Below are 19,651 nucleotides of genomic sequence, written 5' to 3'. Positions count from 1 at the left end.
AGCGTGATTCAGCTCTCCCTGTTCCTGCGGTACACCACGGCATCGACATCGATTGCGCCGGACTGGTCAAGAATGCTGTTTGCCTGGCTTTCCTGTTCGGCGCTCTCGGCATCGACGGTCAGCACGAAGTTGCTGCGGTAGACGACTCTCTGCGGCGCACTTGTATCGGCATGATGGCTGATGTTATCGCCGGCAGCCCTATTCGTATTGTGCAAGGTATCGAGGAAGCTGCGCCGGTCCGGGCGCATTTCTTCCTTGCGGTCGACGACGAAATTTCCCTGCAGCGCTCCGGCTTCGTCACCGGTCGCACTTAGTTGGACATGCGATTCCGGAAATCCTGTCTTGAGCAATTGCTCTCGCGCATGTTCCGCATCGGCCATGTGGTCGTATACGCGTACCAATGTGTGTGCCATAGTCATGCTCCACCTGTTCATGGTTTCCCGCGAAATGAGCGGGCCGGGAACTGTGTGACTATGCCGAAAGCAATAAGTGCCCAAGCGCCATGCCGTGCGCCAAACTTGATCTACAGGGCGAGTTGCAGCCGCTTGCCTTCGCGCACCATTTGTTCGAAGGCGGCCGCAGCCACCGGCGGACTAAACAGATAACCTTGCAACTGGTCGCAGCCAAGATTGCGCAGGAAACGCATTTGCTCCACCGTCTCTACGCCTTCGGCGACGATTTCCTGACGCAGTTGCTGACCCATGGTGACGATGGCCTGCGCAATCGCGCAATCGTTTTCTTCAGTCGGTAAGCCGATGACGAAAGAGCGATCGATTTTCAATGTATTGATCGGAAATTTTTTAAGATAGGCAAGGCTGGAGTAACCGGTGCCGAAATCGTCCAGCGCCAACGCCAGACCCATTGCGACCAGTTCGTTCATGATCGGGATGACTTGGTCGGGTCCGCGTACCAGCAGCGTCTCGGTGATCTCCAGCTTGAGCCGGTCCGGGCTGAGCCGGTAGGCTTCAAGCGCTTCCTGCACGCGATGCGGCAGGTTGCGGTCGAACTGGCGCGACGACAGGTTGACTGCAATCGGCGGCGCATCCAGCCCCGCATCTTTCCAGTCGCGGATCTGGCGACAGGCTTCTTCAAGAACCCAGGTTCCGATGTCGAGTATCAGGCCGGTTTCTTCCGCCACCGGGATGAAGACACCGGGCGGGATCATGCCACGTTCCGGATGACGCCAGCGTATCAGCGCTTCGGCGCCGACAATGCGTCCGCTACGCAGGCTGACCTTGGGCTGATAGTGCAGCAACAGCTGGCCGCCGGCCAGTGCGCGTCGCAATTCGCTTTCTATGCGCAAGTGCTCCTTGGCGCGCTTGTTCATTTCCGAGCTGTAGAACGTATAGCCGGCTTCGCCTTGCTGCTGCGTCTTGCTCATCGCCGCGTCCGCGAAGCGCAGCAGCGAGGCTGTTTCATTTCCGTCTTCCGGGTATACCGAGATGCCAATGCAGGCGCCGATGCGCAAATCATGCGAATCGATCATGAGCGGATTCGCCAGAGCATCGAGCAGTTTTTGCGCAACGATACCTGCATGCTCTCGCTTCTGGATATCGAGCAGCGCCACCCCGAACTTGCTGCCTTCGATGCGGGCAAGCACATCTTCCTCGCGCAAGGCGGTGCGCAGACGACGGCCGATCTCGCACAGCAGCTCGTCGCCGACATCATGACCCAGCGTGTCGTGAATCGCCGTGAAACGGTCCAGTTCGATCACCAGCAAGGCGCCATGCCGGTTATTTCGCCGCGCCGCGGTCAGCGCTTGCGTCACCAGCTGAAAGAGCAGCGTGCGGTTCGGCAGTCCGGTCAGCGGGTCGTAGTTCGCCATTTGCTGCACGCGCGCTTCGGCTTCCTTGAATATGCTGATATCCGAGAAGATCGAAAATGCATGCGTGATCTCGCCCTGCTCGTTGCGCACCACGCTGATCGACACTGATTGCGGAAAAATTTCGCCGCTCTTGCGCTTGCCGAGGATCTCGCCCTGCCACGGTCCGGTGCCATGCATGGCGGAGCGCACCTGCGCGCGAAAATCCGCATTGTGCTTGCCTGACCTGAGCAGATCGGGTGTCTGGTCGATCGCTTCCGCCGCCGAATAACCGGTGATTCGGGTGAACGCGGTGTTCACGGATACGATGCGCTCATGGGCATCGGTAATTAAAATGCCCTGGTCGCTATCCTCGATGATGCGCGCATGCAGGCGCTGTTTGTCTTCGGGCGACAGGCGCTCCTTGATCTCCGACATGTGCACAATCAGGCCGTCTGCATTCCCGCCCGCATCGTCACGCAGGGACAGTGACAGGCTGGCCCAGAAGACTTCGCCGGATTTTTTGCGACGCCGCACTTCCATCAAGGAAGTACCATGCTCCAGAAAGAGCTCGGCCACTTCATGGTCGTCATCCGCATACAGGAATAGCACATGCTGGCCGAGCGCCTCTTCACGCGTGTAGCCGAACAAGCGCTCGGCGCCGTCGTTCCAGTCCGTGACATAACCGGCTAGATCCATGGCGATCACGGGCTCGGCCAAAACCACGTCGGTCGTTGGGACCGGACTCGGGTTTGCGTCTGCTGCTTGTCGGGCCGAACGCAGCAACTGCTCGAGCTCGCTCAAGGCCTGCAGTTGTGCCGCGCCGTCAAGCTCGCGAGCGTCGCGGCAGAGAGCGAGGCAGCGGCCCAGCGTGTTGTCAGGCACGGTTGCTCTCGCTGATGACGTCCAGCATCCAGATATGCGCTTCGATCAATGCCGCGTGATATTCGTCCGCCGGCACATGCAGTTCATCGAGTCGTGCCAACAGGGCGGTGAAGTCCGCGCGTTCGCTTGCCTCCATCAACTGCAGCAACATGCCGAGTTCGCCCTGATGATCGAGTAATGCAGAAAGCAGTGTCTCGCTGACCTTGAGCGGCTTCAGCACTTCCGCCAAGGGCATGCCGAACAGAATGCCGAGCAGGGAAAACATCCCGGCCATGAAAGCCAGCTCCTGCCCCGACTTGTCCATGCCGCCTGCCTTGGCCAGCAATTCCATGCAGCGAGCACGCACGGCGACACGTGCAAGCAGCATCGCTGAGCGATCATCGCCGGACCGTGATGAGAATAGCATCAGGTTCAGCCAGCGCCGCAATTGCGCGCGTCCGAGGATCAATATCGCCTGCGAAAAACTCGTGATCTGCCTGCTCATGCCCATGCCCAGCGAATTCACCAGACGAAGTAGATGATAGGAAAGCGCAGGGTCGCGCCGCAAGACTGCTTCGATTTCATGGGTATCGGCATCCGCCACAACCAGTTGTACCAGCTGCAGCGCCAATGCCCGGGATGCTGCCTGACTGCCCGACGGTTTTGCTGGCCGCGCCAGATACCAGCGGCCGGCAAGATAGCGTGTCGCGGCCGGCAATACCGGGGGAAGAGAATCGTGGGCCAGGAGTGCGCCGTCGGCGGGAAAGGCTTGGCACCCCGCTGCTTCCAGTGCGGCACCGATGGGCCCTGCAGCGATATTTTGCGCCACCAGGCAAGGAAACCGGCCAGCCAGTTGCTGGAATTGCTCGTTCTCCGTCATCACTGCCATGGACGACTCGTCTACCGCAGCGATGTGGATCATGAGCGCGGCCAGCTCCTTGTTTCGGTTGGCCAGCAAGTCAATGGCGGCGAGAGGCGAGGGCAATGGCTTCATCGTAGCGGGACGTGCAGATAGGGAAACGGCAATACTACTGGCAATACTACTCTTATTCGTTTCTAAATGTTGGCATTTGGAAACGTTATCAGCGTGTGAACGAAGTGTGGATTTACAAACTTCGGTGCAGCAGGATTGTTTACGGCGGAAGAAAGGAAAAAATCAATGGCAACACAAAGTGTTTTGCCGCTCAGCGATGAGGCATGCAGCGGTGGCGGTTCGCCAACCGCTGTGCCGATCTATTTCATGGATGAACCGCCAAGGCCGGCAGGTCCTGGCGCGGCCGGATTGCCGGACCCGACGCCCATGCCGGAGCCGGGCACGGAAAGCGGACTGCCCTGTGCATCATTCGATCCCTGAATAGCCGGAGGCGGCGGCCCGAGACGCATCGGAACTTGGTTGTCATTCGGGGTAATTGTGCATCCGCCGAGTGCGGCAACGAGAGGTAAGGCCAGCAAGTATTTGTTGTTCATGGTTGCCTCAAAAGCCCAATCCGATGCCTACGCCGCCGCCGCTGCGGCCGCCCCAGCTTCCCGCACCTATGCCGATGCGCACGCCGGCACCCGGGTAGGTCGGATCGTCATAGACACTGTTCGCGCCCTGGTTCGGCCTGTCGCCGTTGGGCGCCGTAGCGCATCCGGCCAGCGCGGCGGTCAGGATGACCGACAGTAATCGGGTAAGCATGTCATCTCCGTAAAGACAATTTGTTAACTATTAGACGGAGTGAAGCGTTTGCAGTTCGGCCGGAATATAGAAGGTAAAACGGCGTCATGCATGTTCTTTGAAAACTGACGTAATTGAATTTGCCAGTTTCGAGTGAAGTTTGTATAATAACGGGCTTGCTAGATGTTTCATCCGGCAAACAGATTCAATGGTGGCTGTAGCTCAGTTGGTAGAGTCCAGGATTGTGATTCCTGTTGTCGCGGGTTCGAGTCCCGTCAGCCACCCCATTTTCCCTTCTTAATCAGGCACTTGCAGCCTGTGGATAAGTAAGTTATCCACATTTTTCAACGCAGCCTCTGATTTTTCAACGCATCATCTGCAAAATCCATCGGTTTCCGGTTGGTCAAGATGCATATGAGTATCACTATCGCAGCGAAAAATCGGTCAGCTCGCGGTTATATCCAAGCGTCAGCGGGTGCCCGGGTGATCCGTCTTTGGTGATGCAAAGACACTTCGGCTGGATGTCGACGGTGCCCAGCAGTTCCAACACTTGTTTCGGCCTAGTCGTCCGACTTGCGTTCGGTCCCCATGCGCACACAACCTCCCCGGCGGCACGCGCTGTTTCCAAGATGTACCGGTCGTTCTCCGGGCCTATCGGGTCTGTCGCGACGAGCATGTCTTTTGGCCAGCGGCTCCGGAATGCAAACAGATTCACCACATCGATTCCATCAAACCCGAAGTTTTTCGCGAAGCCGATACATTTCCGAATCGTCTGGTCATCGATGAGAGCGTCGGCCGTCGACGGGTTCAGCATGACAAACGTGAGCGCCTGCCGCTCTCCCCAGCGGCGTGTAAGCCGGTACCTGTAGGTGCCGCAGTCCGAAATAATTGCTGTTCTTTCCATTTTCCATTTCCTCATTCAGTTGCGCTTGCGCGCTTTACCTTGCGGCGGTCGTAGTGCTTGTGTGTTGTGGTCGGGTTCGCGTGCGCGGCGAAGTCATAGGCATCGGCGGAGCGTTTTTCGATCTTGGTGGTGATCGCGGCCGGCCGTACGTCTAAGAGTGAAAAATACCCAGGGTGTTCTATCAGTTTGAAGGTGGACACGAATGTCCCTTTGACCTGCCTAGCCCGGCGCTTCGATTCCCAATCCTTGAAGTCACACCAGGCCGCTGCGGCAACGCTGTCAAACGAAGCAATCCACTCGAACATCGCGTCTTGCCACACTGACCCCCATCCGCTCCTGGTGTAGGGACGTCCGGATGCGTTGCCAAATAGGTACATACGCTCCGTCTTGTAGGTTTGCTTTGCTCGAGCGACGACAACACGTAGCTTGGTCGACCAGTCCCGATGCTTCACAATTTCCGCTTCGCCTTTCTTACGCTTGGCGTTCACCACTCGGACGCCGTCTGGTGCCAGGCCGGCGATCCGAAACGGCCGTACCTCTGCAGCACGAAATCCTGTCAGATAGGTGAACATCGCAGCGCACCCGAGATTTCGGATGGTCGACGTCTGACGCAGGGACCATAGGTAGAACTGGACAATTTGCCGGCGCGACACCGCTCGTACGTCCCGGTCGCCTTTGTTCTGCATCATTTCCGTGAACGGATTTGACTCCATTACGCCCCACTTGATGGCGTACTTGCAGATGGTCGACAGCAGGGACAGCTCCTTATTCGCCTTGATCGGGGCACCGGCTTTTGCTCGATCATCAAGGTATTGATAGCCATGCATTGTCTTCAGGCTCATCGGCGACATCTTCCCGAAGAAGGCCGTTAGGTTGCGGTATGTGCTTTCCCGAACGGCCAAGCCGTCCTTCGACTGGTCCCTGTAGTGGGTTGGCGCAACGTCGGTCTTAAACCGATCGATCATGTCTGCAACGGATCCGGCAATGATGATTCCCTGCTGGATGTCCAATGCCTTGCGCTTGGCAGTGCGTTCGGCTTGCATGATCGCCTGCCGGTCGCCGAGTTTGGCGCTGGCCAGTGTCTCGCTGCTCCCGTTCGGGTATTGGTAATAGAAAGAGACCTTCGTCTTGCCGATGTACTTGTACAGTCGGTCGACGCCGGTCTTTTCTTTACGCGAAGGCTTGTCTGTTTGGCGCGTCGGCATATTTGCTCTGATTTTTATCTTCGGAGATCCCGAGCTTGCGGTCACGATAGGCCCGGGCGACGATCGGCAGTCCATTGCCATCAATCTCATGCTTCCAGTTATTCTTCCGCAACCAGGCGGCCATGCGGCAACGCTGGTTTGGTTTGCACCCGACTATTTCAGCTATTTCATTCGCGCTTAATCTGTCGCTCATTTCAAATTTACCTTTACTGCATTTGTTGCTTGCTAGGCGGCCCAGTTAGCGACCGCATCAATTAATTCGCGCGCAGCACGGAAAATCAGTGTTGGAGAACTAAGATCGCGGAGTAGCAGCCAGCCGTCCTCGTGTGAATAACCGGTGAAATGGTCATAGACCAGTCGTGACAGCGATTCCCACGCGGTTTGTTCTTCCCATTCGGATTCGTAGTAACCGGACATCGCGCCGACCATTACAGTCCCTTTCCATGGGTAAGATGGCTCCCGCATGACAATCCAGTCCTGACCATGCTTAGGGCGGAATGTAATGTCGCCGCGCATATGTAATGGGTACTTGGCAAGGCTGCGCTCCCAATGCTTGCGGTCATGTCCAGTAGAGTCCGTATGGTTATTCCATTTCTCGGATTTAAACTGTTCTCGGGAATCGCCCAAGAGTGGCAGAAGCGGGGCGGCTCGCTTGGATAGCTTCTTCAAAATGCGCAGGTTCATCCCTGCCTCCCCGCCTTCTCCGGTGCCTGTTCCCTGACCTCTGGATGAAGGGATTGCACGACAATGCGATAGATGTCCTCTGCCAGGCTGAACAGGCTTGGTCGGTCATAGGTGCTGATCATGTCGCGGATTTCTGCGGCAATATGATCGGGGCAGACTACCGGCTCTTGCTGCGCTTGCGCTGGCTGTGGAACGGCGGCATCACCAAACATGCGTTGCAACTCAGCCAGTTCATGGTTTGCACTCGGTTCGTCGTGCGTAGAGAATACGACTCTCGAAGCGCCTCCGCGTCTCATCCACACACGATAGCCAGTAAGCCCATGCGAGCCGCCACACGGCATAATGTCAAAGGTAAGCGGCTCTTGTGCTGTCGCATCAACTTGATCCGGCTTGGCATTGGCTGCGATAGCTGCATCTATGGCAGGCTGGGCGGCTTCGATAAGGTCGCGCAGTCCTTTCCACCATTCCTCGGTGGTCGGCTGAATGTATGTAACTTCGCCATCAATCCGGATTCTTTGCGCTTTGCTGAAAAACGGGGCTGATGTATACCTGAGTGTTTTCTGCGCAAGTTCCAGCGCTTCCAGTACGGTGGTAGTGGTCATTTGATGGTGTCCTCGCTAAGATGAGCGACAGCCTGATGTGCGCAGTGATCGTCAAGTTCTACCTCGTCCGAACATTGATGGCACAAGCTGGCGTAGTTTTTCTGAGAACCTAGGGCCATATCGATTGCTTCTTGCTCTGTTGCCGCTTCAAATTCTCCAAGGTGCTTGGATGCCGTAAATATGGCGGTTACAGTAAATTTAGGCATGTCCTTCCCCCTTCGGCCCATGAATGGTGATGTCTCGATTCTGGCCGCTATCGACTTTGATTTCTTTGCTCACATCGTGACCTTGGCGACGCACCAGTTCGACAGTAAGGCCGACGAATGCTCCTGTCAGGATGGACAGAACATCGGAGACCGGTGCCTCGTCCAGAGCATGCTCAATAGCAGCGCCGAGATTGCCGAGGGCAGTGTGTTCCACACGAACTTCCGTTTTCTTACTCTTCATAGTCATGTCCTTTTCTACACGTTAATCCGGATAGCCGAAGTTAGGGTTCTCCGGCTTGACCGGTTTCGGAACGTCGCTCACTGACCTTCCCCCTTCGGCTGTGTCGCTGCTATCTGGCGCAGGCAGTTTTTGCACGTGACAGCATTGCTTCGGTCTGTCGCGTTCTCTGCATAATCAAGGCCGCAAGCTGTCGATCCAGAGCCGTCAGGATCGCTTTCGGACGGCATCACTTCATAGACGTGGTAATGCACTTTCGGATTGCTCACGGCTGCTCCTTCTGTGTCGCTGCTATGGCTGCATCAATGGCGTCGATGGCTGGCTTGATGACTTCCATATGCATGCGGTCTACCGCTTCATCCCACCCGAAGCGCATTGCGTCGTATCGATCTGTAATGCCGCGATCCTCCAAGCCGCAAGCCATGCCATTGCTGTGATATTCAACATATGTATCGTTCAGAACGGCGCGGATTTCCTTCAGTTCCGCATCTTTTGCATCTTTTGCATCTAGCAGGGCTTGCGCGGCTATCAAATCGTCCAGATGGTGCTGTACATCTTCGACGGCAGACCGCCATTCCCCGGTCGCCTCTACATTCCGCTGCGCGAAGTAATCCACAAACGCTTGCAGCTTGTTGGGCGCTACTGGCTTAGGCTCTTGTAGCGGGAGTGGGGCGGCTTCAATAGCTGCAAGGGCGTAGTCGTGCATCTGCTCAGCGGTATAAAGCGGCTCACTTCCATCCGCGTATCCGTTGTAATGCGTGACCGGAAGCGTCGGCAGTTCAGCCAATTGCTGCTCATATGTTTTTCGTGGCGCAGGTAGTGCGGCTTCCTTCTCTTGCTGCGATGGAGCGGCAGAAATGGCCTCAAACATCGGTTTGAGCAAGGCCATTGCATTGCGCCTCGCATCTTCCATCAACTGATATTCAGGATCAACGCTTGTGCCAAATGGGCAGTGTTCACGGACAAATAGCACGCGCTCGTTGTATGCGTTGACCGCATCAATCCGTGCCTTCTCGGCGGTATGCCATGCAATCACGGCTTCAGGCAACGTTACCGCCTGTTGTGCGGCTATCTCGCTCTGCTGGGATTGCGCTACCGGAGCGGCAGCTTTCAAAGAATTTATGGCGCTCAGGATTTCATCGCGCACTTTGCTGAGCGAACGTGGCCTGCCATAATTGAGCGGCAACACACTCATAACGACACTGCGCACTTCATCCAGCAAGTCATTGCGCCACGCTACCGGCTTATCTGCTTGCGATGCACAGGAGAGAGCGGCGCGGGCTTGCCATGTAGCCCAATTCTCACCCACGGAGAACATTACATAGCTATCATCTGCGCAACGTCGCAAAACTTCCTCTTTCCTGACCAACGGCGAGCACCGGCTCACCACCCACTTTTCAAACGCTTCACGTTCATCTGTTATCGCTACGGATGCTTTCTTGTCGTTCATTGCTTGTCCTCCTGATGGGCGCTGGCAATATCTGCGTACTTGGTTAACCATTCGCGGCCAAGCGCGTTTTCCTTTACCAGTCGTTCGCGCTGTTCGTCATTCAGCGACTTGCCGAATATCGTCCACAGTTCTAGCCCAAGGTGGGCATAGCCGTTATATGGGCTTCCGTTGGGGTCGATGGCGTCATTCAGTCCGGCGCTGCCCAATGGGCGAACACGCGCACTAGCCAACACTGCGCGCCAGCGCTGCGCATCCTTCACCAGTTCTGCGTTCTGTTTCTTCAGATCGTCTATCGCTACGGGTGCGGCTTCCTGCGGCGCAGTGCTGCGAGAGAGTAGGGCGCGGGCAAAGGCCTTTGCGTCAACAGTCGGAATGTCTGCCTCAACGCCATCTTTCCAACGCTCGTAGGTCAGGGCGCTGCTCAGTTCCGGCGACTCGACATCATCTAGCGCGCTGCTTACAAGGTGCTCAAGCTCGTTGTCCGTCAGTTCCTGCGGTGCAGGGGCGGATTCACGCAGGGCGGCGATCTTCCCGGTTAATACAAAGAACTCGTCGTCGCTAATCATTCCCTGCACGAAGTCATTCATGAGCATCCGCTCAGTTTCGTTGGGCGTGTAGTCGCCCGGATCGCCGCGAAACTCGTAGTCTTCCAACTGTTCGGAGACATATGTATCTAGCGCCTTAACTGCTTCCCGCATCTGTTCGTTTTTGGTTGTCATTGCCGATTCCTGTTTAACTTTTCGATTCGAGCTGGAGGAGTCCGCTGGCAGTGGCATGCTCCAGTACAGTCTTGTCGTTTTGCAGCAGCATCTGCCCTAAGAAGGCACCCTCGAAGGAAAGTATTCCAGTCTCGACAGCGGTTATCTGCCCCTTGATCCAGTCACGAAGAATCGAGTAGACAGCAACACTGCCGATCTGCTTTGCCTTCTTCTCATAGTCGGCGCGGCTGCCTCGTGAGCGGGTTGTGTATGGATGCTGCTTCATCCAGGCCGCTGCATATCCGTTGGCACTGGCTTTCACGGACACGGGCTGGCCGCGATAAGTGAACTGGACCAGCAGTTCGCCGGTTCCAAAGTTCATCATCTGGCCGAAGCTGCCGCAACCGAACTCCTGCAGCAGCTTTTGCATGTCCTTGACCGCCTTCTCTCCGCTGGTGGCGTTCTCGTATGGAAGGCTCATGCTGCTTCCTTCATGCGCTCAAGGGCTATGACCTTGTTCGGCGCCTTATCCCAGCCGCGCACTTCGTCGGCCGTGAATTTGCCCGCCTTGGACTGATCCTTGGTGTAGCCGCTGAAATTGGAGCAGTGATACAGCTGATGCTCTTCGTGCCAGACATTGAACAAAGGCTGATTGCCAGGGAATAGGATGTCGCGTAGCACAGCGGCACGCTCGAAATTCATTGCGGCAATCGCCTTCTGCAATTCGGATTCCAGGCGCCGGCGGCGATCACGTCCGTTTCGCTTCACGCGTAAATTTTCTGGCTTGCGGGTGAAAATCTCCCCCGTGTGGGCGTACGTTAGGTCGTATCGCCCGGTGACGATCTGCCAGTTGTTATTCAGGCTGTAGTAGGCTGTGCCGGTAATAAGGCGACCTTTTCTGCCGATGGCCCATATCTTGGCGCCGTGCTCGATGGTGCCGCCATCTGCCGCTCTGGTATTGCACGCCATGCCATAGTCGGCACGATCAAGGTGCGGCTTGTAGTGGCCGCTGGTGCGTCGGCTATGTGCCGCTTTTTCAACCGCAGTGATTCCTAGCAGTCCCATCTTCGGCTCGTGCGGCTGCTCGAACTCATATCCGGTGAATACATTGCACAGGTAGTCGCGGATGCGGCGCCTGGCACGCTCCATTTCCAGGCGCAGGAGATAGGGCATGTGCTTCTCTTTGTCGTACTGGTAACGCCCGTCGTGGTCCGAACGGTCAGGCGCATTAACGTTCTGGAACATCTCGAACTTGATGCAGCGGCCGGAGATGTCCAAGTCCGCCTTGAGATCGCCCTTGGTGCAAAACCGCTTACTCTCGGCGGACCATCGGGCCACGTTTCCGCCGTAGTGCTTAACATCGTGCGGCTTGATTTCCGGCATGGCGCATGTCCAGCCAAGCCGCTTGAGCGTTTGCACGATGCGTGCGAACACGTCGCGCTTGAACTGGCGCTCCCATATGCATTTCGCATCCCATTCGCGGGGAATGCCTTCCTCCCAAACTGAAAGGCTGGCGTCATGGAATGCAACCCTGCCTGTGCGCTCGATGCGTCCTTTTGTGAGTGTCATATCGTTATTTCCTCCGAAAGTCCGCACTACTGTTCTTGAGAAAGAGAAATTGCAACTGCAACGTCGCGAACCCAGACCGGCATACGGCTTAAAACAAACGTTTCGCCGGACCAGGCCAGCAGCAAGGTTGTCCCCATCACGCCTGCAATAGCCTCTGCCGCATCTGGAGGAACGAGATTGCCGATATGCTCACGCCAGACGCTGTCACTCATGCCGTCCAGAATGAGATGCTCCTCCGGTTCAATAAGGCTTTGCAGCGCTGCGAGCTCGAGCGTGGTGAACGGACGGTGCCAGGTACCGTCAATCGCACGGATGATGGCGACGGTTTTTTGATCCAGTGCCGGCAGAACATCAATACGGGGATCAGCAACTGACCAACGGCCGTTGTCATGGCCAGCCGCAGCACTGACCGCGCCGCTGGGCGACACCCATGGCACGACGCCGTAATGCCCGCCGGTCAGATAGTTGTCGCCTTTGCCGCGGTTCATGCCCGTGCGCGGGTCCGCAACTGACATCCAGCCACCTTGCACACCCTTGCCACCGGCGATAACTACGTTTGCCGGCCGTTCCCAGTCCATGACGGACAGATTGCCGCCGTGGCGCTCCCAGCCTGGTCGAGGGTCTGCAACGGCAAAATTGCCGTTGGATGGGAGCGATTCGCCGGCGACCGTGCTTGCTGAATCGTCCCAGTCCGTAACGCCGAATCCGGAATGGCTTGATTTGCCGGTGCGCGGATCTGTGACCGCCTGACCGCCACTCGTCGGATGTCCGCCAGCTGTAATAGCTCCGGCCGGCTCGCAGAAGTCAACCACATTGAAGACGTTGTTGTGCCGCACTCCGTCAATGCGCGGGTCAGCAACACCGCCGCCGCTTGTCGGCTTGAAGTCAGCAGTTACGGTGCCGGATGCCTGATTCCACCGGACGATGCGGTAGACGTTGGCATGGCGCTCACCGCCCGCGCGAGGGTCTTGAACAGCAAACGTTCCTTGGCCCGGCGACTTAACGTTGATGACCGCACCCATCGTCTCGTTCCAGCCACACAGACCATATTGTCCATAGTCGCCGCGCGTCGAGTCGAAGCGCGGATCGGCGACCGAATAGGCCCCATTGCTAGGACCGGCGCGGCCAGATACTGCGCCGACCGGCTTTTCCCACTGGTTGACGCCAAGATAATCTGGCCGGTATTCCGGAACGATCAGGAAATCGCTCAGATGACCATTTTCGACGGCCAGTTTGTTCAGGCTACGCCAGTCACTTCCAGGTTCGACGAATGCCAGGCGAACCCATGTTTTCCACTGCAAGCGCGGGATTCTGTGCATCGGGCCGCCAGCCGGGGCACCCGGGAACGGCATGCGTCCAAGAACGTCGCCAACAGCGCGGAGGCGCTTTTTTTCCGGCTCGTACAGGAATGGCGGCACCTTCTCGATGTGACGCGCCACCAGCAGGAAACGCTTACGTGACTGTGCCAATCCGCCCAGCTCGCCACAGTCATGCGTTGTCTCTGCAACGGCGTAGCCGTAGCGTTGCAGCAGCTGGTTAATCTGGTCCAGAAGATGGCGCCCGCGCGTTGCTAGGCGTGGCACATTCTCGAAAACGATCAGATCGATGGGATCATCTGCCCATGCTTCCGACATCAGCCATATGCAGCGTAACGTCAGTTCGTTCAACGCCTGGTACTTGGCTGTCTGACTCATCTTTTCGGACAGCAGTCCGGATGCCCCCTTGCAAGGAGAACTGATAAATACGATGTGTGGACGCTCGTTGCCGGCGGCGCGCCGGATGTCCGCCGGTCCCATTTCACGCCAGTCTTGCGGGGGTTCCTTCCCATGGAATGCGACGTACTGACCACGGGTGAAGAGGTCCATCACTGTACCGGGTACGCCGGCAAGGCGATTGAAGTCGCGAATTGCGGACGCGTCCACGTCCACACCGCCGATGCAGCGAAATTTGCCCTGCATTACGCCTACGCGTGGATTTGCCTTGTTAAAGCCTTTTGCGGCACCGCCGATGCCACAGCAGAAGTGGAAGTGGCGAATTTCTTTGGAGATCATGTCAGTCCCTGATGTGTTCTTGTGGATACAGTTAAGCTGCCTTGGCCTGCTCTTGGCCGCCAAGGGCCTCGACGAGGTCCGACATAAGCCGGCTGAGTTCGCTTGCCATCAGGATGAAATCGGCATCAAATCGCTCTTGCTCGTTGGCCACGGCCGCGGCGTTCTCTTGAAGGATGTCCAGCGGTGCGACGCGCTTGATAGTGAGGTTTTCGGTAAGGACAAAGGAAAGGCGATCGTTCCATGTCATGGCCAGCCGGGTAACCTGTTTGCCCGACGAGATATGACGAGTGATGTCTTCCACCTCCAGCGTATGCCGCACGTAACGGACCGTCGCCTTGCCTGAGCCGCTCGCGCGCAATTCGGTGTCCTGGTCGACAGTGAATCCGCTCGGAGCTTCGTCGGCTGCAAGCCAGTCGGTCATAGCCGCAAGGGGAAAGCGGTTAGTCCGGAGTGACGCAAATGGCAGTGTCTCAAGCGACTTAAGAAGCATCTTGAATATGTCGTCTGCCCTTGCCGGCGTAGCGGAATCGACAACCAGCCAGCCATTGACCGGATCGATCCAGACGCGAGTATTGCTGCGCACCGAAAACGCCCGCGGCAGCAGTTCATCAGCAACCTGTTCTTTGATTTCCTTCATCTGCTTGCGACCAGGCTTGAAGCCCTGCCGCTCTTCGACTTCGGCGGCACGGGCCTTGGCGACTTCGTTGATTACCTTGGCGGGCAGAAGCTTCTTCTCGGTTGCGAGCTGGAGAAGGATCTGGCGATTAACAGAGTGCACCAGCATTCCGGTTTCGCGCGGCGATGTCCAGCCTGTCGAAGTGAGCTCGGAGCTCGAGCACGGCTCGAAGGTCTGTGCCGACAATGCCAGCTCCAATGCATCCGTGGTCATAGTCCACGGAGCTGTAAGGCGGTAAATCTGAAGGTTCTTAAACCACATGATGGATGTCCTTTGCGTGCTGCGTTGTCGTGCGATCGACGAAATCGGCGTACGGCCGGCGAAATAGCTGATGAAAGCGGTTGGCTGCCTCAGGGCTCGTATCGAACTCGGCCCGGGAATCCACGCAGCCGAACAGATAGACGGTCGCTACCGCTTCTTCTTCGCTACGTACGCGAGTTCCGAATGCCTCGGCAAGGAACGTCCAGAACGATCGCTCTTTGCAACGCATGGCGATCCAGCGAGCATTCATGCCGCCCTTATGTGATGTGCCCATCATTTGCGGCATCCTTCAAGTGAGCGCTTAAGAGCCGGAACAAAGCGGTATCCGCATCGAGCGTAGTAATGACGGAAAAGGCGAATGAATCCCATGATCAGTGCACCCCATAATCCCGGAGCTCCGCCTGAATCGTCGCTTGCTGCTTCTGGCGCTCACTGATGACACCACGTTCGTTCTCAATGGTCTTTTTAGCTAGGGCGATGTCAAGAATGCTTTGCGCGAGCTGGCGCTTCAAATGGCGCACGCGAACCCAGCCTGTGATCGGCTGCATGGCAAGGGCGATGAGATCGCTAAGCTTGTAGTCCTGGCGTGCGATCATTGCGGCCACCGTACTGTGATGCCACACACGCCGTATGTCTCATAGGCTGCATCCATATGCGCACCCACGTTGCCAATAGCGGTAATGTAGATCACGCCTTCCGGCCTGTTTATGATCAGTTCAAATCTGTTCATGACCTGTCCCTGTACGTCATATCCAAAAGAATTCGGTATGCGTTCCGCTTTAATAACTGCGCCATCGCGGAATGAATGGGGGGATTTATCGTGCACCCCAGCCGGCCTGTTTTGCTAAAGGGTGATTTGCTTGGCTGCGCGCTCCATGCACGCATCGAACTCAGCTTCCGTGAGTGGCTCCTCGACGTCCCGCATGATGTCCTGCAGCTTGTTACCGAGTTCGAAGTCACCATTCGCTTGGCTGATAAAGACGCGACGGAGAAGGCGGTAGTATTTGGATTCCGCCTCTCGCAGCAGCTCATCTGCCTCTTCTTGGCGCAACTGCTCGATGTCTTCGTCGGTGACATGGAACGCTGCGCTCATACGGCTCCCGCCTTCGCGAGCGCTTTACGACGCTCGTGATACCGTGTCATGCCTTCGTTCGCAACACCGTCTTTATCCAGCTTGGCATGCACCTGCGCTTTTTGCTCGAGGGTCATGACGTTGAGCATCGCCAGAATGATTTTTTCGGCTGCCAGCAGTTCGGCTAGCAGGTCAGGAGCGGCGGCGATTAAATCGGCATGCTCCGCGCGCACTTCACGTGCGATCACGTTGGCGCTATTAAGGTCACCGGCGACAATCGCTATTCCATTTGCGTGCTCACGCTTTGTCCAAGGCTTGTTCATATGCCGGCCTTCACGCGGCACTTTGAACAGGGCTCAACGCCGCGGTCGGAATACGGTAGAGCGGCTGACCATGGTTGTCGTAGAAGTCCGCCTTGGCGTATTCGAGTGCAGCCGCCTCGGTCGCGCCGAAACCGCGGACGAGGTCGATTGCCTTTCCATCCTTGGAGCGTTCGAATGTGTACATGCGTCCGTGCTGCGCTACTTTTTTGAATAATGCTTCCATCACCTGCCCCTAATGCTTTGTGGAATGTGTTGCGGTATGGAAGTAGTATAGAACACTAAACTTAATAAGGTCAAGTAATCTATACCTACATTACGAGGACTTCATTTCATCAATTTGGCCTACTAGATATGAACATGCTTATGAAGCTGCATATCGTTTTCCCATCTATATGGGATTGCAGGGCGATGTAAAAATGACAATAATCGCGCCTACCTAATCTTCATGAGTAGAAAAATGAAACAAGACCAGCTATTGAAAATGATGACTGTTGAGGACGCGCTTCCGGCCGTAGAAAACTGGGATGAGCTCCTGAAGTTCTATGCAGAGCACTTGGCGCGCATATCCGGCAGGCTCACTGAGAACGAGCTGTATCCGCTCATTGCTGTGGGTGGAATGATCTTTCAGCGAAAGCTTGAAGATGTGAGGAACGGCAGTAATGTAGACGGTCTATTCCAGGCAATGATGGCAAAGCGCGCAACAGAGAAAATTTAAAGAGGAAGAAACCGACTCCGGACGTTTCGGTGCTCCTATCTGATGAATAAGCGTAGTTACAAATATTTCTTGTGTTCTTCAATAAACGTAACTACAATAAATACATGGACATTACATTCGACCCAGCGAAGAACAAAATCAACGAAGCCAAGCATGGTGTTTCGTTGGAACTGGCAGAGTCGATCGAATGGGATACGTTGTATGCGACCGTTGATGAGCGCCAGAACTACGGTGAAGTGCGCATCATCGGTTTGGCATACATCGGTGACCGCCTGTACTGTGTAGTGTTTGTAGACCGTGGCGAAGTCCGCCGAATCATCAGCCTGCGCAAGGCCAATTCGAGAGAGGTAAAACGATATGCCGAAGCTTAAACCGGGGACCATTATCCCCACGCCAGAAGAGGATGCCGCTATCAATGCGGGGATCGCGGCTGATCCGGATACGCACGAACTGACCGACGAAGACTTCAAGCGTATGAAGCCTATGGTACGCGGTCGCGGCCGGCCTGCTGGAAGCGGCACAAAGGAACAGATTACCGTCCGCTTCGACGCAGACGTAATCGAAGCATTCAAAGCGGGCGGGGAGGGTTGGCAAACTAGGATGAATGACGCGCTGAAGCAGTGGCTCGGAGAGCATGCGAACGACGATCACTATCCGGTTGAGAGTCCCACCAAGAATCGGGCCTGATAAATGAAAAACCCTCCGCAGGGGGAGGGCTGAGAATCTGGTGCCGGAATGTTTGCATACCGCCGGCCCCGGTACAAACTGCTTATTCTTCTGAGGCAGTGCTCACTCGGAAAAGCTAGAATGAAAGAATGTTATTATTTTTGCATTGTTTGCATTTGATAATTATCAATCTTTCAATTGCCAATGCTGGAAATGAAAAATCCTCCACAAAGAGAGGGAAATTGTATTGACTTAGTGCCTAACTTGCGGTGCCGGATTACTTGGCCGACATCTGAGAAGAAAAATCTCCCGACCATCTTTCTAGTTCCGTCGCTAGCAAATCTGGCCGGTGGTTTGAATAAGACTCGACCCCAACATCCTCAATTGCAGCTAAAAGCTCCTGAGTTTTCTTCATTAGCATTTTTGCCACAGATGTATTGGGCGTCGGCAAAACAACAAACAATGCAGCAGGATCCTCCCTTTTTGCCGTCTTATGTGCACCTAGCACTTGGATAAGAGACATATTAATGTGCCTTTCGACGGTATTGGCGTTAGCGTAGCAAGCAGAAACAATATTTCCGTAACTCTTGCCGTTATCTAAGCCAATGCTAAATGATTTAGCTCCAAGTACAAGCGTTCTATTTGGGACAAAGACACTTGACTTCGCTATATCCAGGGAGCGGCGCATAAGAGAATAGGCCCATTCATCATCGGTTGGATCGCCTCGTTGTGACGTTTCAGCCCAAACTACCCCTGCATGTCTTTTCAGGAGTGTTAAAAGCTCCTTCTCCACATCGTGTGTCGCAATGTACCCACAAGGAGTTATCTTGATGTTGGGAGATCCAGTATCGATTGATGAGAAACCATTCTTGAAATTGGTTCGTAGGGCAGTTGACGCTCCATCAAAAAGTTCACGTACGGATGTGGTAGAGATCGCATCTCCGTAAATTGAACTAAGTCTTTGAAGTGAAGGAAGCCACTTTATATAGATACTAGTATCGTTCTTAATCGCTGCCGCAACGCCTACAATAAACTGCTGCTGACTACCCAAGTCAGGGCGAAAGGAAAGGGTAGCCCATTCACCCGCATAAACAGGCTCTGAAGATGGCTTCGCACGATGCAGAAGGTCGAGCACGTTCATATTAGGTGACCACATGCAAGTTGATAGCTATTACCATGAACTCGTTCGTTCATATAGCTGATGATCGTATCAATTTGCTCTTTAGTAAGCAAGCCGACTAGCAAATCTGACAAGTGCTCGCTAATGTTGTTCCAAGCTGTATATATTTTTTGATAATTAGTCAAAGCCTGAGTGTGCCAGACTGCAATTTGCGAGGCATTTAAGTGTTTTTGAACAAGTTGTAGGAGTTCATTTCTTGCATTGTTGTCAGGCCAAAGCTGGTGCCAAAATTGTCCTCCACCTATATTCCCTTGATCAATAGCTAAGTAATGTAAATCATCAATGTACAAAAAATTCCCTTCATGACGATCGTTGTTTCCGGTTGCATGATCAACCCCTGTCAATAACTGACAGAAGACGCTTTTGTAAAATGCTTGAAGCCTTTGATCGGTAAAAGAAGAAAGTTTGCGAATATACCGAAATGGTTTCGTGTTCTGCTCAAACGAAGTGACCCAGCATACGGCTGTTCCTGTGGCTTGATCAACGTAAGGCGTAAGATCAAAATCAAATGGAGGCAGTACTTCTCTCGGCAGGAGCAGTACTGCGCCACGCCTTGGTTGGTTTACGCCTACTAATGCGTTCACAACATAGCCAATGACTTCGTTTGCTATCCCACAGGTGGTTGCACCATAAAGCTTAATGACAGCGTCTACGACGTCTTCTTGTTCCGGCCATGCTAGCCGACCAACAAAAATTGGTTGGGCGCCTGTCTCCGCTTGGGGGTTGTCTTGAATGCTTGCAGAGAATCCGCGATAAGCATCTGAAGTAAGGATTTCGATCATTTCTTATTTATTGCCGTAACTTCCAAGGTCGCATTGGCTGTCTATTT

General features: G+C 55.1%; 29 protein-coding genes and 1 tRNA gene. 4 read left to right on the top strand and 26 right to left on the bottom strand.

The features are described 5' to 3' along the window. Positions 1 to 8 precede the first annotated feature (8 nt). From D3871_RS11560 to D3871_RS11540, 5 genes are all read right to left on the bottom strand, one after another. On the bottom strand, positions 9 to 413 hold the full coding sequence (locus D3871_RS11560; protein WP_119769025.1) for a hypothetical protein: 405 nt from the start codon (positions 411 to 413) through the stop codon (positions 9 to 11). Between the two features lie 110 nt (positions 414 to 523). Further along, positions 524 to 2,686: a putative bifunctional diguanylate cyclase/phosphodiesterase gene (locus tag D3871_RS11555; RefSeq protein WP_119769024.1), complete on the bottom strand. Its 2,163-nt coding sequence runs from the start codon at positions 2,684 to 2,686 to the stop codon at positions 524 to 526. Next, entirely contained in the window at positions 2,679 to 3,650 is a 972-nt protein-coding gene (locus D3871_RS11550; RefSeq protein ID WP_158597915.1) for an EAL and HDOD domain-containing protein, read from the bottom strand. The genes D3871_RS11555 and D3871_RS11550 overlap by 8 nt, the downstream gene beginning before the upstream one ends. A gap of 248 nt (positions 3,651 to 3,898) precedes the next feature. Beyond that, entirely contained in the window at positions 3,899 to 4,132 is a 234-nt protein-coding gene (locus D3871_RS29765) for a hypothetical protein (protein ID WP_147376793.1), read from the bottom strand. A 7-nt stretch (positions 4,133 to 4,139) separates the two neighbouring features. Beyond that, positions 4,140 to 4,343 (bottom strand): hypothetical protein, encoded by a 204-nt coding sequence (locus D3871_RS11540; RefSeq protein WP_119769021.1) that lies wholly within the window; start codon positions 4,341 to 4,343, stop codon positions 4,140 to 4,142. Positions 4,344 to 4,533: 190 nt separating this feature from the next. On the opposite strand from D3871_RS11540, the gene D3871_RS11535 reads away from it, so the two are divergent. Beyond that, positions 4,534 to 4,609, top strand: a tRNA-His gene (locus tag D3871_RS11535). Positions 4,610 to 4,746: 137 nt separating this feature from the next. Here the strand turns inward: D3871_RS11535 and D3871_RS11530 are convergent. From D3871_RS11530 to D3871_RS11440, 19 genes are all read right to left on the bottom strand, one after another. Then, positions 4,747 to 5,226 carry a DUF1643 domain-containing protein gene (locus tag D3871_RS11530; protein ID WP_199724754.1) on the bottom strand — a complete coding sequence of 160 codons (480 nt, stop codon included), beginning with the start codon at positions 5,224 to 5,226 and terminating at the stop codon, positions 4,747 to 4,749. Positions 5,227 to 5,237: 11 nt separating this feature from the next. Continuing rightward, positions 5,238 to 6,431: a site-specific integrase gene (locus tag D3871_RS11525; RefSeq protein ID WP_119769019.1), complete on the bottom strand. Its 1,194-nt coding sequence runs from the start codon at positions 6,429 to 6,431 to the stop codon at positions 5,238 to 5,240. Then, entirely contained in the window at positions 6,397 to 6,624 is a 228-nt protein-coding gene (locus D3871_RS11520; RefSeq protein ID WP_119769018.1) for a DUF4224 domain-containing protein, read from the bottom strand. Before D3871_RS11520 ends, D3871_RS11525 begins: the two co-directional genes overlap by 35 nt. A 32-nt stretch (positions 6,625 to 6,656) precedes the next feature. Next, positions 6,657 to 7,115, bottom strand: a complete 459-nt coding sequence (locus D3871_RS29760) for a hypothetical protein (RefSeq protein WP_147376792.1) — start codon at positions 7,113 to 7,115, stop codon at positions 6,657 to 6,659. Next, positions 7,112 to 7,717, bottom strand: a complete 606-nt coding sequence (locus tag D3871_RS11510) for a hypothetical protein (protein ID WP_119769016.1) — start codon at positions 7,715 to 7,717, stop codon at positions 7,112 to 7,114. The genes D3871_RS29760 and D3871_RS11510 overlap by 4 nt, the downstream gene beginning before the upstream one ends. Beyond that, complete coding sequence (locus tag D3871_RS11505) at positions 7,714 to 7,923, bottom strand: hypothetical protein (protein ID WP_119769015.1); 210 nt, start codon at positions 7,921 to 7,923, stop codon at positions 7,714 to 7,716. The genes D3871_RS11510 and D3871_RS11505 overlap by 4 nt, the downstream gene beginning before the upstream one ends. Next, positions 7,916 to 8,164 carry a hypothetical protein gene (locus D3871_RS11500; protein WP_119769014.1) on the bottom strand — a complete coding sequence of 83 codons (249 nt, stop codon included), beginning with the start codon at positions 8,162 to 8,164 and terminating at the stop codon, positions 7,916 to 7,918. Before D3871_RS11500 ends, D3871_RS11505 begins: the two co-directional genes overlap by 8 nt. 77 nt (positions 8,165 to 8,241) lie before the next feature. After that, a complete protein-coding gene (locus D3871_RS11495) occupies positions 8,242 to 8,430 on the bottom strand; it encodes a hypothetical protein (protein WP_119769013.1) in 189 nt (62 codons plus the stop codon). Then, entirely contained in the window at positions 8,427 to 9,611 is a 1,185-nt protein-coding gene (locus D3871_RS11490) for a phiTE_015 family protein (RefSeq protein ID WP_119769012.1), read from the bottom strand. Before D3871_RS11490 ends, D3871_RS11495 begins: the two co-directional genes overlap by 4 nt. Beyond that, positions 9,608 to 10,330, bottom strand: a complete 723-nt coding sequence (locus D3871_RS11485; protein WP_119769011.1) for a hypothetical protein — start codon at positions 10,328 to 10,330, stop codon at positions 9,608 to 9,610. Before D3871_RS11485 ends, D3871_RS11490 begins: the two co-directional genes overlap by 4 nt. 13 nt (positions 10,331 to 10,343) lie before the next feature. After that, on the bottom strand, positions 10,344 to 10,790 hold the full coding sequence (locus D3871_RS11480) for a hypothetical protein (protein WP_119769010.1): 447 nt from the start codon (positions 10,788 to 10,790) through the stop codon (positions 10,344 to 10,346). Then, entirely contained in the window at positions 10,787 to 11,878 is a 1,092-nt protein-coding gene (locus D3871_RS11475) for a UvrB/UvrC motif-containing protein (protein ID WP_119769009.1), read from the bottom strand. The genes D3871_RS11480 and D3871_RS11475 overlap by 4 nt, the downstream gene beginning before the upstream one ends. Positions 11,879 to 11,904: 26 nt before the next feature. Continuing rightward, positions 11,905 to 13,929 carry a DNA cytosine methyltransferase gene (locus tag D3871_RS11470; protein ID WP_119769008.1) on the bottom strand — a complete coding sequence of 675 codons (2,025 nt, stop codon included), beginning with the start codon at positions 13,927 to 13,929 and terminating at the stop codon, positions 11,905 to 11,907. 31 nt (positions 13,930 to 13,960) lie between these two features. Continuing rightward, positions 13,961 to 14,866, bottom strand: coding sequence for a recombination-associated protein RdgC (locus tag D3871_RS11465; protein ID WP_119769007.1), 906 nt, complete (start codon positions 14,864 to 14,866; stop codon positions 13,961 to 13,963). Beyond that, positions 14,856 to 15,143, bottom strand: coding sequence for a hypothetical protein (locus tag D3871_RS11460; RefSeq protein ID WP_147376791.1), 288 nt, complete (start codon positions 15,141 to 15,143; stop codon positions 14,856 to 14,858). Before D3871_RS11460 ends, D3871_RS11465 begins: the two co-directional genes overlap by 11 nt. Before the next feature lie 94 nt (positions 15,144 to 15,237). After that, positions 15,238 to 15,462 (bottom strand): hypothetical protein, encoded by a 225-nt coding sequence (locus D3871_RS11455; protein WP_119769005.1) that lies wholly within the window; start codon positions 15,460 to 15,462, stop codon positions 15,238 to 15,240. Between the two features lie 248 nt (positions 15,463 to 15,710). Further along, positions 15,711 to 15,959, bottom strand: a complete 249-nt coding sequence (locus D3871_RS11450; RefSeq protein WP_119769004.1) for a hypothetical protein — start codon at positions 15,957 to 15,959, stop codon at positions 15,711 to 15,713. After that, on the bottom strand, positions 15,956 to 16,261 hold the full coding sequence (locus tag D3871_RS11445) for a hypothetical protein (RefSeq protein ID WP_119769003.1): 306 nt from the start codon (positions 16,259 to 16,261) through the stop codon (positions 15,956 to 15,958). Before D3871_RS11445 ends, D3871_RS11450 begins: the two co-directional genes overlap by 4 nt. Before the next feature lie 10 nt (positions 16,262 to 16,271). After that, complete coding sequence (locus D3871_RS11440) at positions 16,272 to 16,484, bottom strand: hypothetical protein (RefSeq protein WP_119769002.1); 213 nt, start codon at positions 16,482 to 16,484, stop codon at positions 16,272 to 16,274. 234 nt (positions 16,485 to 16,718) lie between these two features. Between D3871_RS11440 and D3871_RS11435 the strand changes: the two genes are divergently transcribed. The 3 genes from D3871_RS11435 (at position 16,719) to D3871_RS11425 (ending at position 17,663) form a co-directional block, all read left to right on the top strand. Continuing rightward, entirely contained in the window at positions 16,719 to 16,976 is a 258-nt protein-coding gene (locus D3871_RS11435; protein WP_119769001.1) for a hypothetical protein, read from the top strand. Between the two features lie 104 nt (positions 16,977 to 17,080). After that, complete coding sequence (locus tag D3871_RS11430; RefSeq protein ID WP_119770035.1) at positions 17,081 to 17,347, top strand: BrnT family toxin; 267 nt, start codon at positions 17,081 to 17,083, stop codon at positions 17,345 to 17,347. After that, on the top strand, positions 17,334 to 17,663 hold the full coding sequence (locus D3871_RS11425) for a BrnA antitoxin family protein (RefSeq protein ID WP_119769000.1): 330 nt from the start codon (positions 17,334 to 17,336) through the stop codon (positions 17,661 to 17,663). Before D3871_RS11430 ends, D3871_RS11425 begins: the two co-directional genes overlap by 14 nt. 256 nt (positions 17,664 to 17,919) lie before the next feature. Here D3871_RS11425 and D3871_RS11420 read toward each other — a convergent pair whose 3' ends face one another. Continuing rightward, entirely contained in the window at positions 17,920 to 18,783 is an 864-nt protein-coding gene (locus D3871_RS11420) for a hypothetical protein (RefSeq protein WP_119768999.1), read from the bottom strand. Next, on the bottom strand, positions 18,780 to 19,604 hold the full coding sequence (locus D3871_RS11415) for a hypothetical protein (protein ID WP_119768998.1): 825 nt from the start codon (positions 19,602 to 19,604) through the stop codon (positions 18,780 to 18,782). Before D3871_RS11415 ends, D3871_RS11420 begins: the two co-directional genes overlap by 4 nt. Positions 19,605 to 19,651 lie beyond the last annotated feature (47 nt).

It is taken from the genome of Noviherbaspirillum saxi (assembly GCF_003591035.1).
Classification (GTDB): Bacteria; Pseudomonadota; Gammaproteobacteria; order Burkholderiales; family Burkholderiaceae_D; genus Noviherbaspirillum; species Noviherbaspirillum saxi.
Note: the sequence above shows the minus strand (reverse complement) of the source record. Positions and strands in the feature narration are given on the sequence as shown.

What these genes read in the sequence shown, in the direction of transcription:
- D3871_RS11530 (WP_199724754.1), bottom strand. Translation starts at nt 5,226, where the DNA reads ATGGAAAGAACAGCAATTATTTCGGACTGCGGCACCTACAGGTACCGG.
- D3871_RS29765 (WP_147376793.1), bottom strand. Translation starts at nt 4,132, where the DNA reads ATGAACAACAAATACTTGCTGGCCTTACCTCTCGTTGCCGCACTCGGC.
- D3871_RS29760 (WP_147376792.1), bottom strand. Translation starts at nt 7,115, where the DNA reads ATGAACCTGCGCATTTTGAAGAAGCTATCCAAGCGAGCCGCCCCGCTT.
- D3871_RS11415 (WP_119768998.1), bottom strand. Translation starts at nt 19,604, where the DNA reads ATGATCGAAATCCTTACTTCAGATGCTTATCGCGGATTCTCTGCAAGC.
- D3871_RS11510 (WP_119769016.1), bottom strand. Translation starts at nt 7,717, where the DNA reads ATGACCACTACCACCGTACTGGAAGCGCTGGAACTTGCGCAGAAAACA.
- D3871_RS11520 (WP_119769018.1), bottom strand. Translation starts at nt 6,624, where the DNA reads ATGAGCGACAGATTAAGCGCGAATGAAATAGCTGAAATAGTCGGGTGC.
- D3871_RS11445 (WP_119769003.1), bottom strand. Translation starts at nt 16,261, where the DNA reads ATGAACAAGCCTTGGACAAAGCGTGAGCACGCAAATGGAATAGCGATT.
- D3871_RS11560 (WP_119769025.1), bottom strand. Translation starts at nt 413, where the DNA reads ATGGCACACACATTGGTACGCGTATACGACCACATGGCCGATGCGGAA.
- D3871_RS11485 (WP_119769011.1), bottom strand. Translation starts at nt 10,330, where the DNA reads ATGACAACCAAAAACGAACAGATGCGGGAAGCAGTTAAGGCGCTAGAT.
- D3871_RS11490 (WP_119769012.1), bottom strand. Translation starts at nt 9,611, where the DNA reads ATGAACGACAAGAAAGCATCCGTAGCGATAACAGATGAACGTGAAGCG.
- D3871_RS11435 (WP_119769001.1), top strand. Translation starts at nt 16,719, where the DNA reads ATGAAACAAGACCAGCTATTGAAAATGATGACTGTTGAGGACGCGCTT.
- D3871_RS11465 (WP_119769007.1), bottom strand. Translation starts at nt 14,866, where the DNA reads ATGTGGTTTAAGAACCTTCAGATTTACCGCCTTACAGCTCCGTGGACT.
- D3871_RS11440 (WP_119769002.1), bottom strand. Translation starts at nt 16,484, where the DNA reads ATGGAAGCATTATTCAAAAAAGTAGCGCAGCACGGACGCATGTACACA.
- D3871_RS11525 (WP_119769019.1), bottom strand. Translation starts at nt 6,431, where the DNA reads ATGCCGACGCGCCAAACAGACAAGCCTTCGCGTAAAGAAAAGACCGGC.
- D3871_RS11500 (WP_119769014.1), bottom strand. Translation starts at nt 8,164, where the DNA reads ATGAAGAGTAAGAAAACGGAAGTTCGTGTGGAACACACTGCCCTCGGC.
- D3871_RS11540 (WP_119769021.1), bottom strand. Translation starts at nt 4,343, where the DNA reads ATGCTTACCCGATTACTGTCGGTCATCCTGACCGCCGCGCTGGCCGGA.
- D3871_RS11450 (WP_119769004.1), bottom strand. Translation starts at nt 15,959, where the DNA reads ATGAGCGCAGCGTTCCATGTCACCGACGAAGACATCGAGCAGTTGCGC.
- D3871_RS11470 (WP_119769008.1), bottom strand. Translation starts at nt 13,929, where the DNA reads ATGATCTCCAAAGAAATTCGCCACTTCCACTTCTGCTGTGGCATCGGC.
- D3871_RS11505 (WP_119769015.1), bottom strand. Translation starts at nt 7,923, where the DNA reads ATGCCTAAATTTACTGTAACCGCCATATTTACGGCATCCAAGCACCTT.
- D3871_RS11480 (WP_119769010.1), bottom strand. Translation starts at nt 10,790, where the DNA reads ATGAGCCTTCCATACGAGAACGCCACCAGCGGAGAGAAGGCGGTCAAG.
- D3871_RS11430 (WP_119770035.1), top strand. Translation starts at nt 17,081, where the DNA reads ATGGACATTACATTCGACCCAGCGAAGAACAAAATCAACGAAGCCAAG.
- D3871_RS11420 (WP_119768999.1), bottom strand. Translation starts at nt 18,783, where the DNA reads ATGAACGTGCTCGACCTTCTGCATCGTGCGAAGCCATCTTCAGAGCCT.
- D3871_RS11475 (WP_119769009.1), bottom strand. Translation starts at nt 11,878, where the DNA reads ATGACACTCACAAAAGGACGCATCGAGCGCACAGGCAGGGTTGCATTC.
- D3871_RS11460 (WP_147376791.1), bottom strand. Translation starts at nt 15,143, where the DNA reads ATGATGGGCACATCACATAAGGGCGGCATGAATGCTCGCTGGATCGCC.
- D3871_RS11455 (WP_119769005.1), bottom strand. Translation starts at nt 15,462, where the DNA reads ATGATCGCACGCCAGGACTACAAGCTTAGCGATCTCATCGCCCTTGCC.
- D3871_RS11425 (WP_119769000.1), top strand. Translation starts at nt 17,334, where the DNA reads ATGCCGAAGCTTAAACCGGGGACCATTATCCCCACGCCAGAAGAGGAT.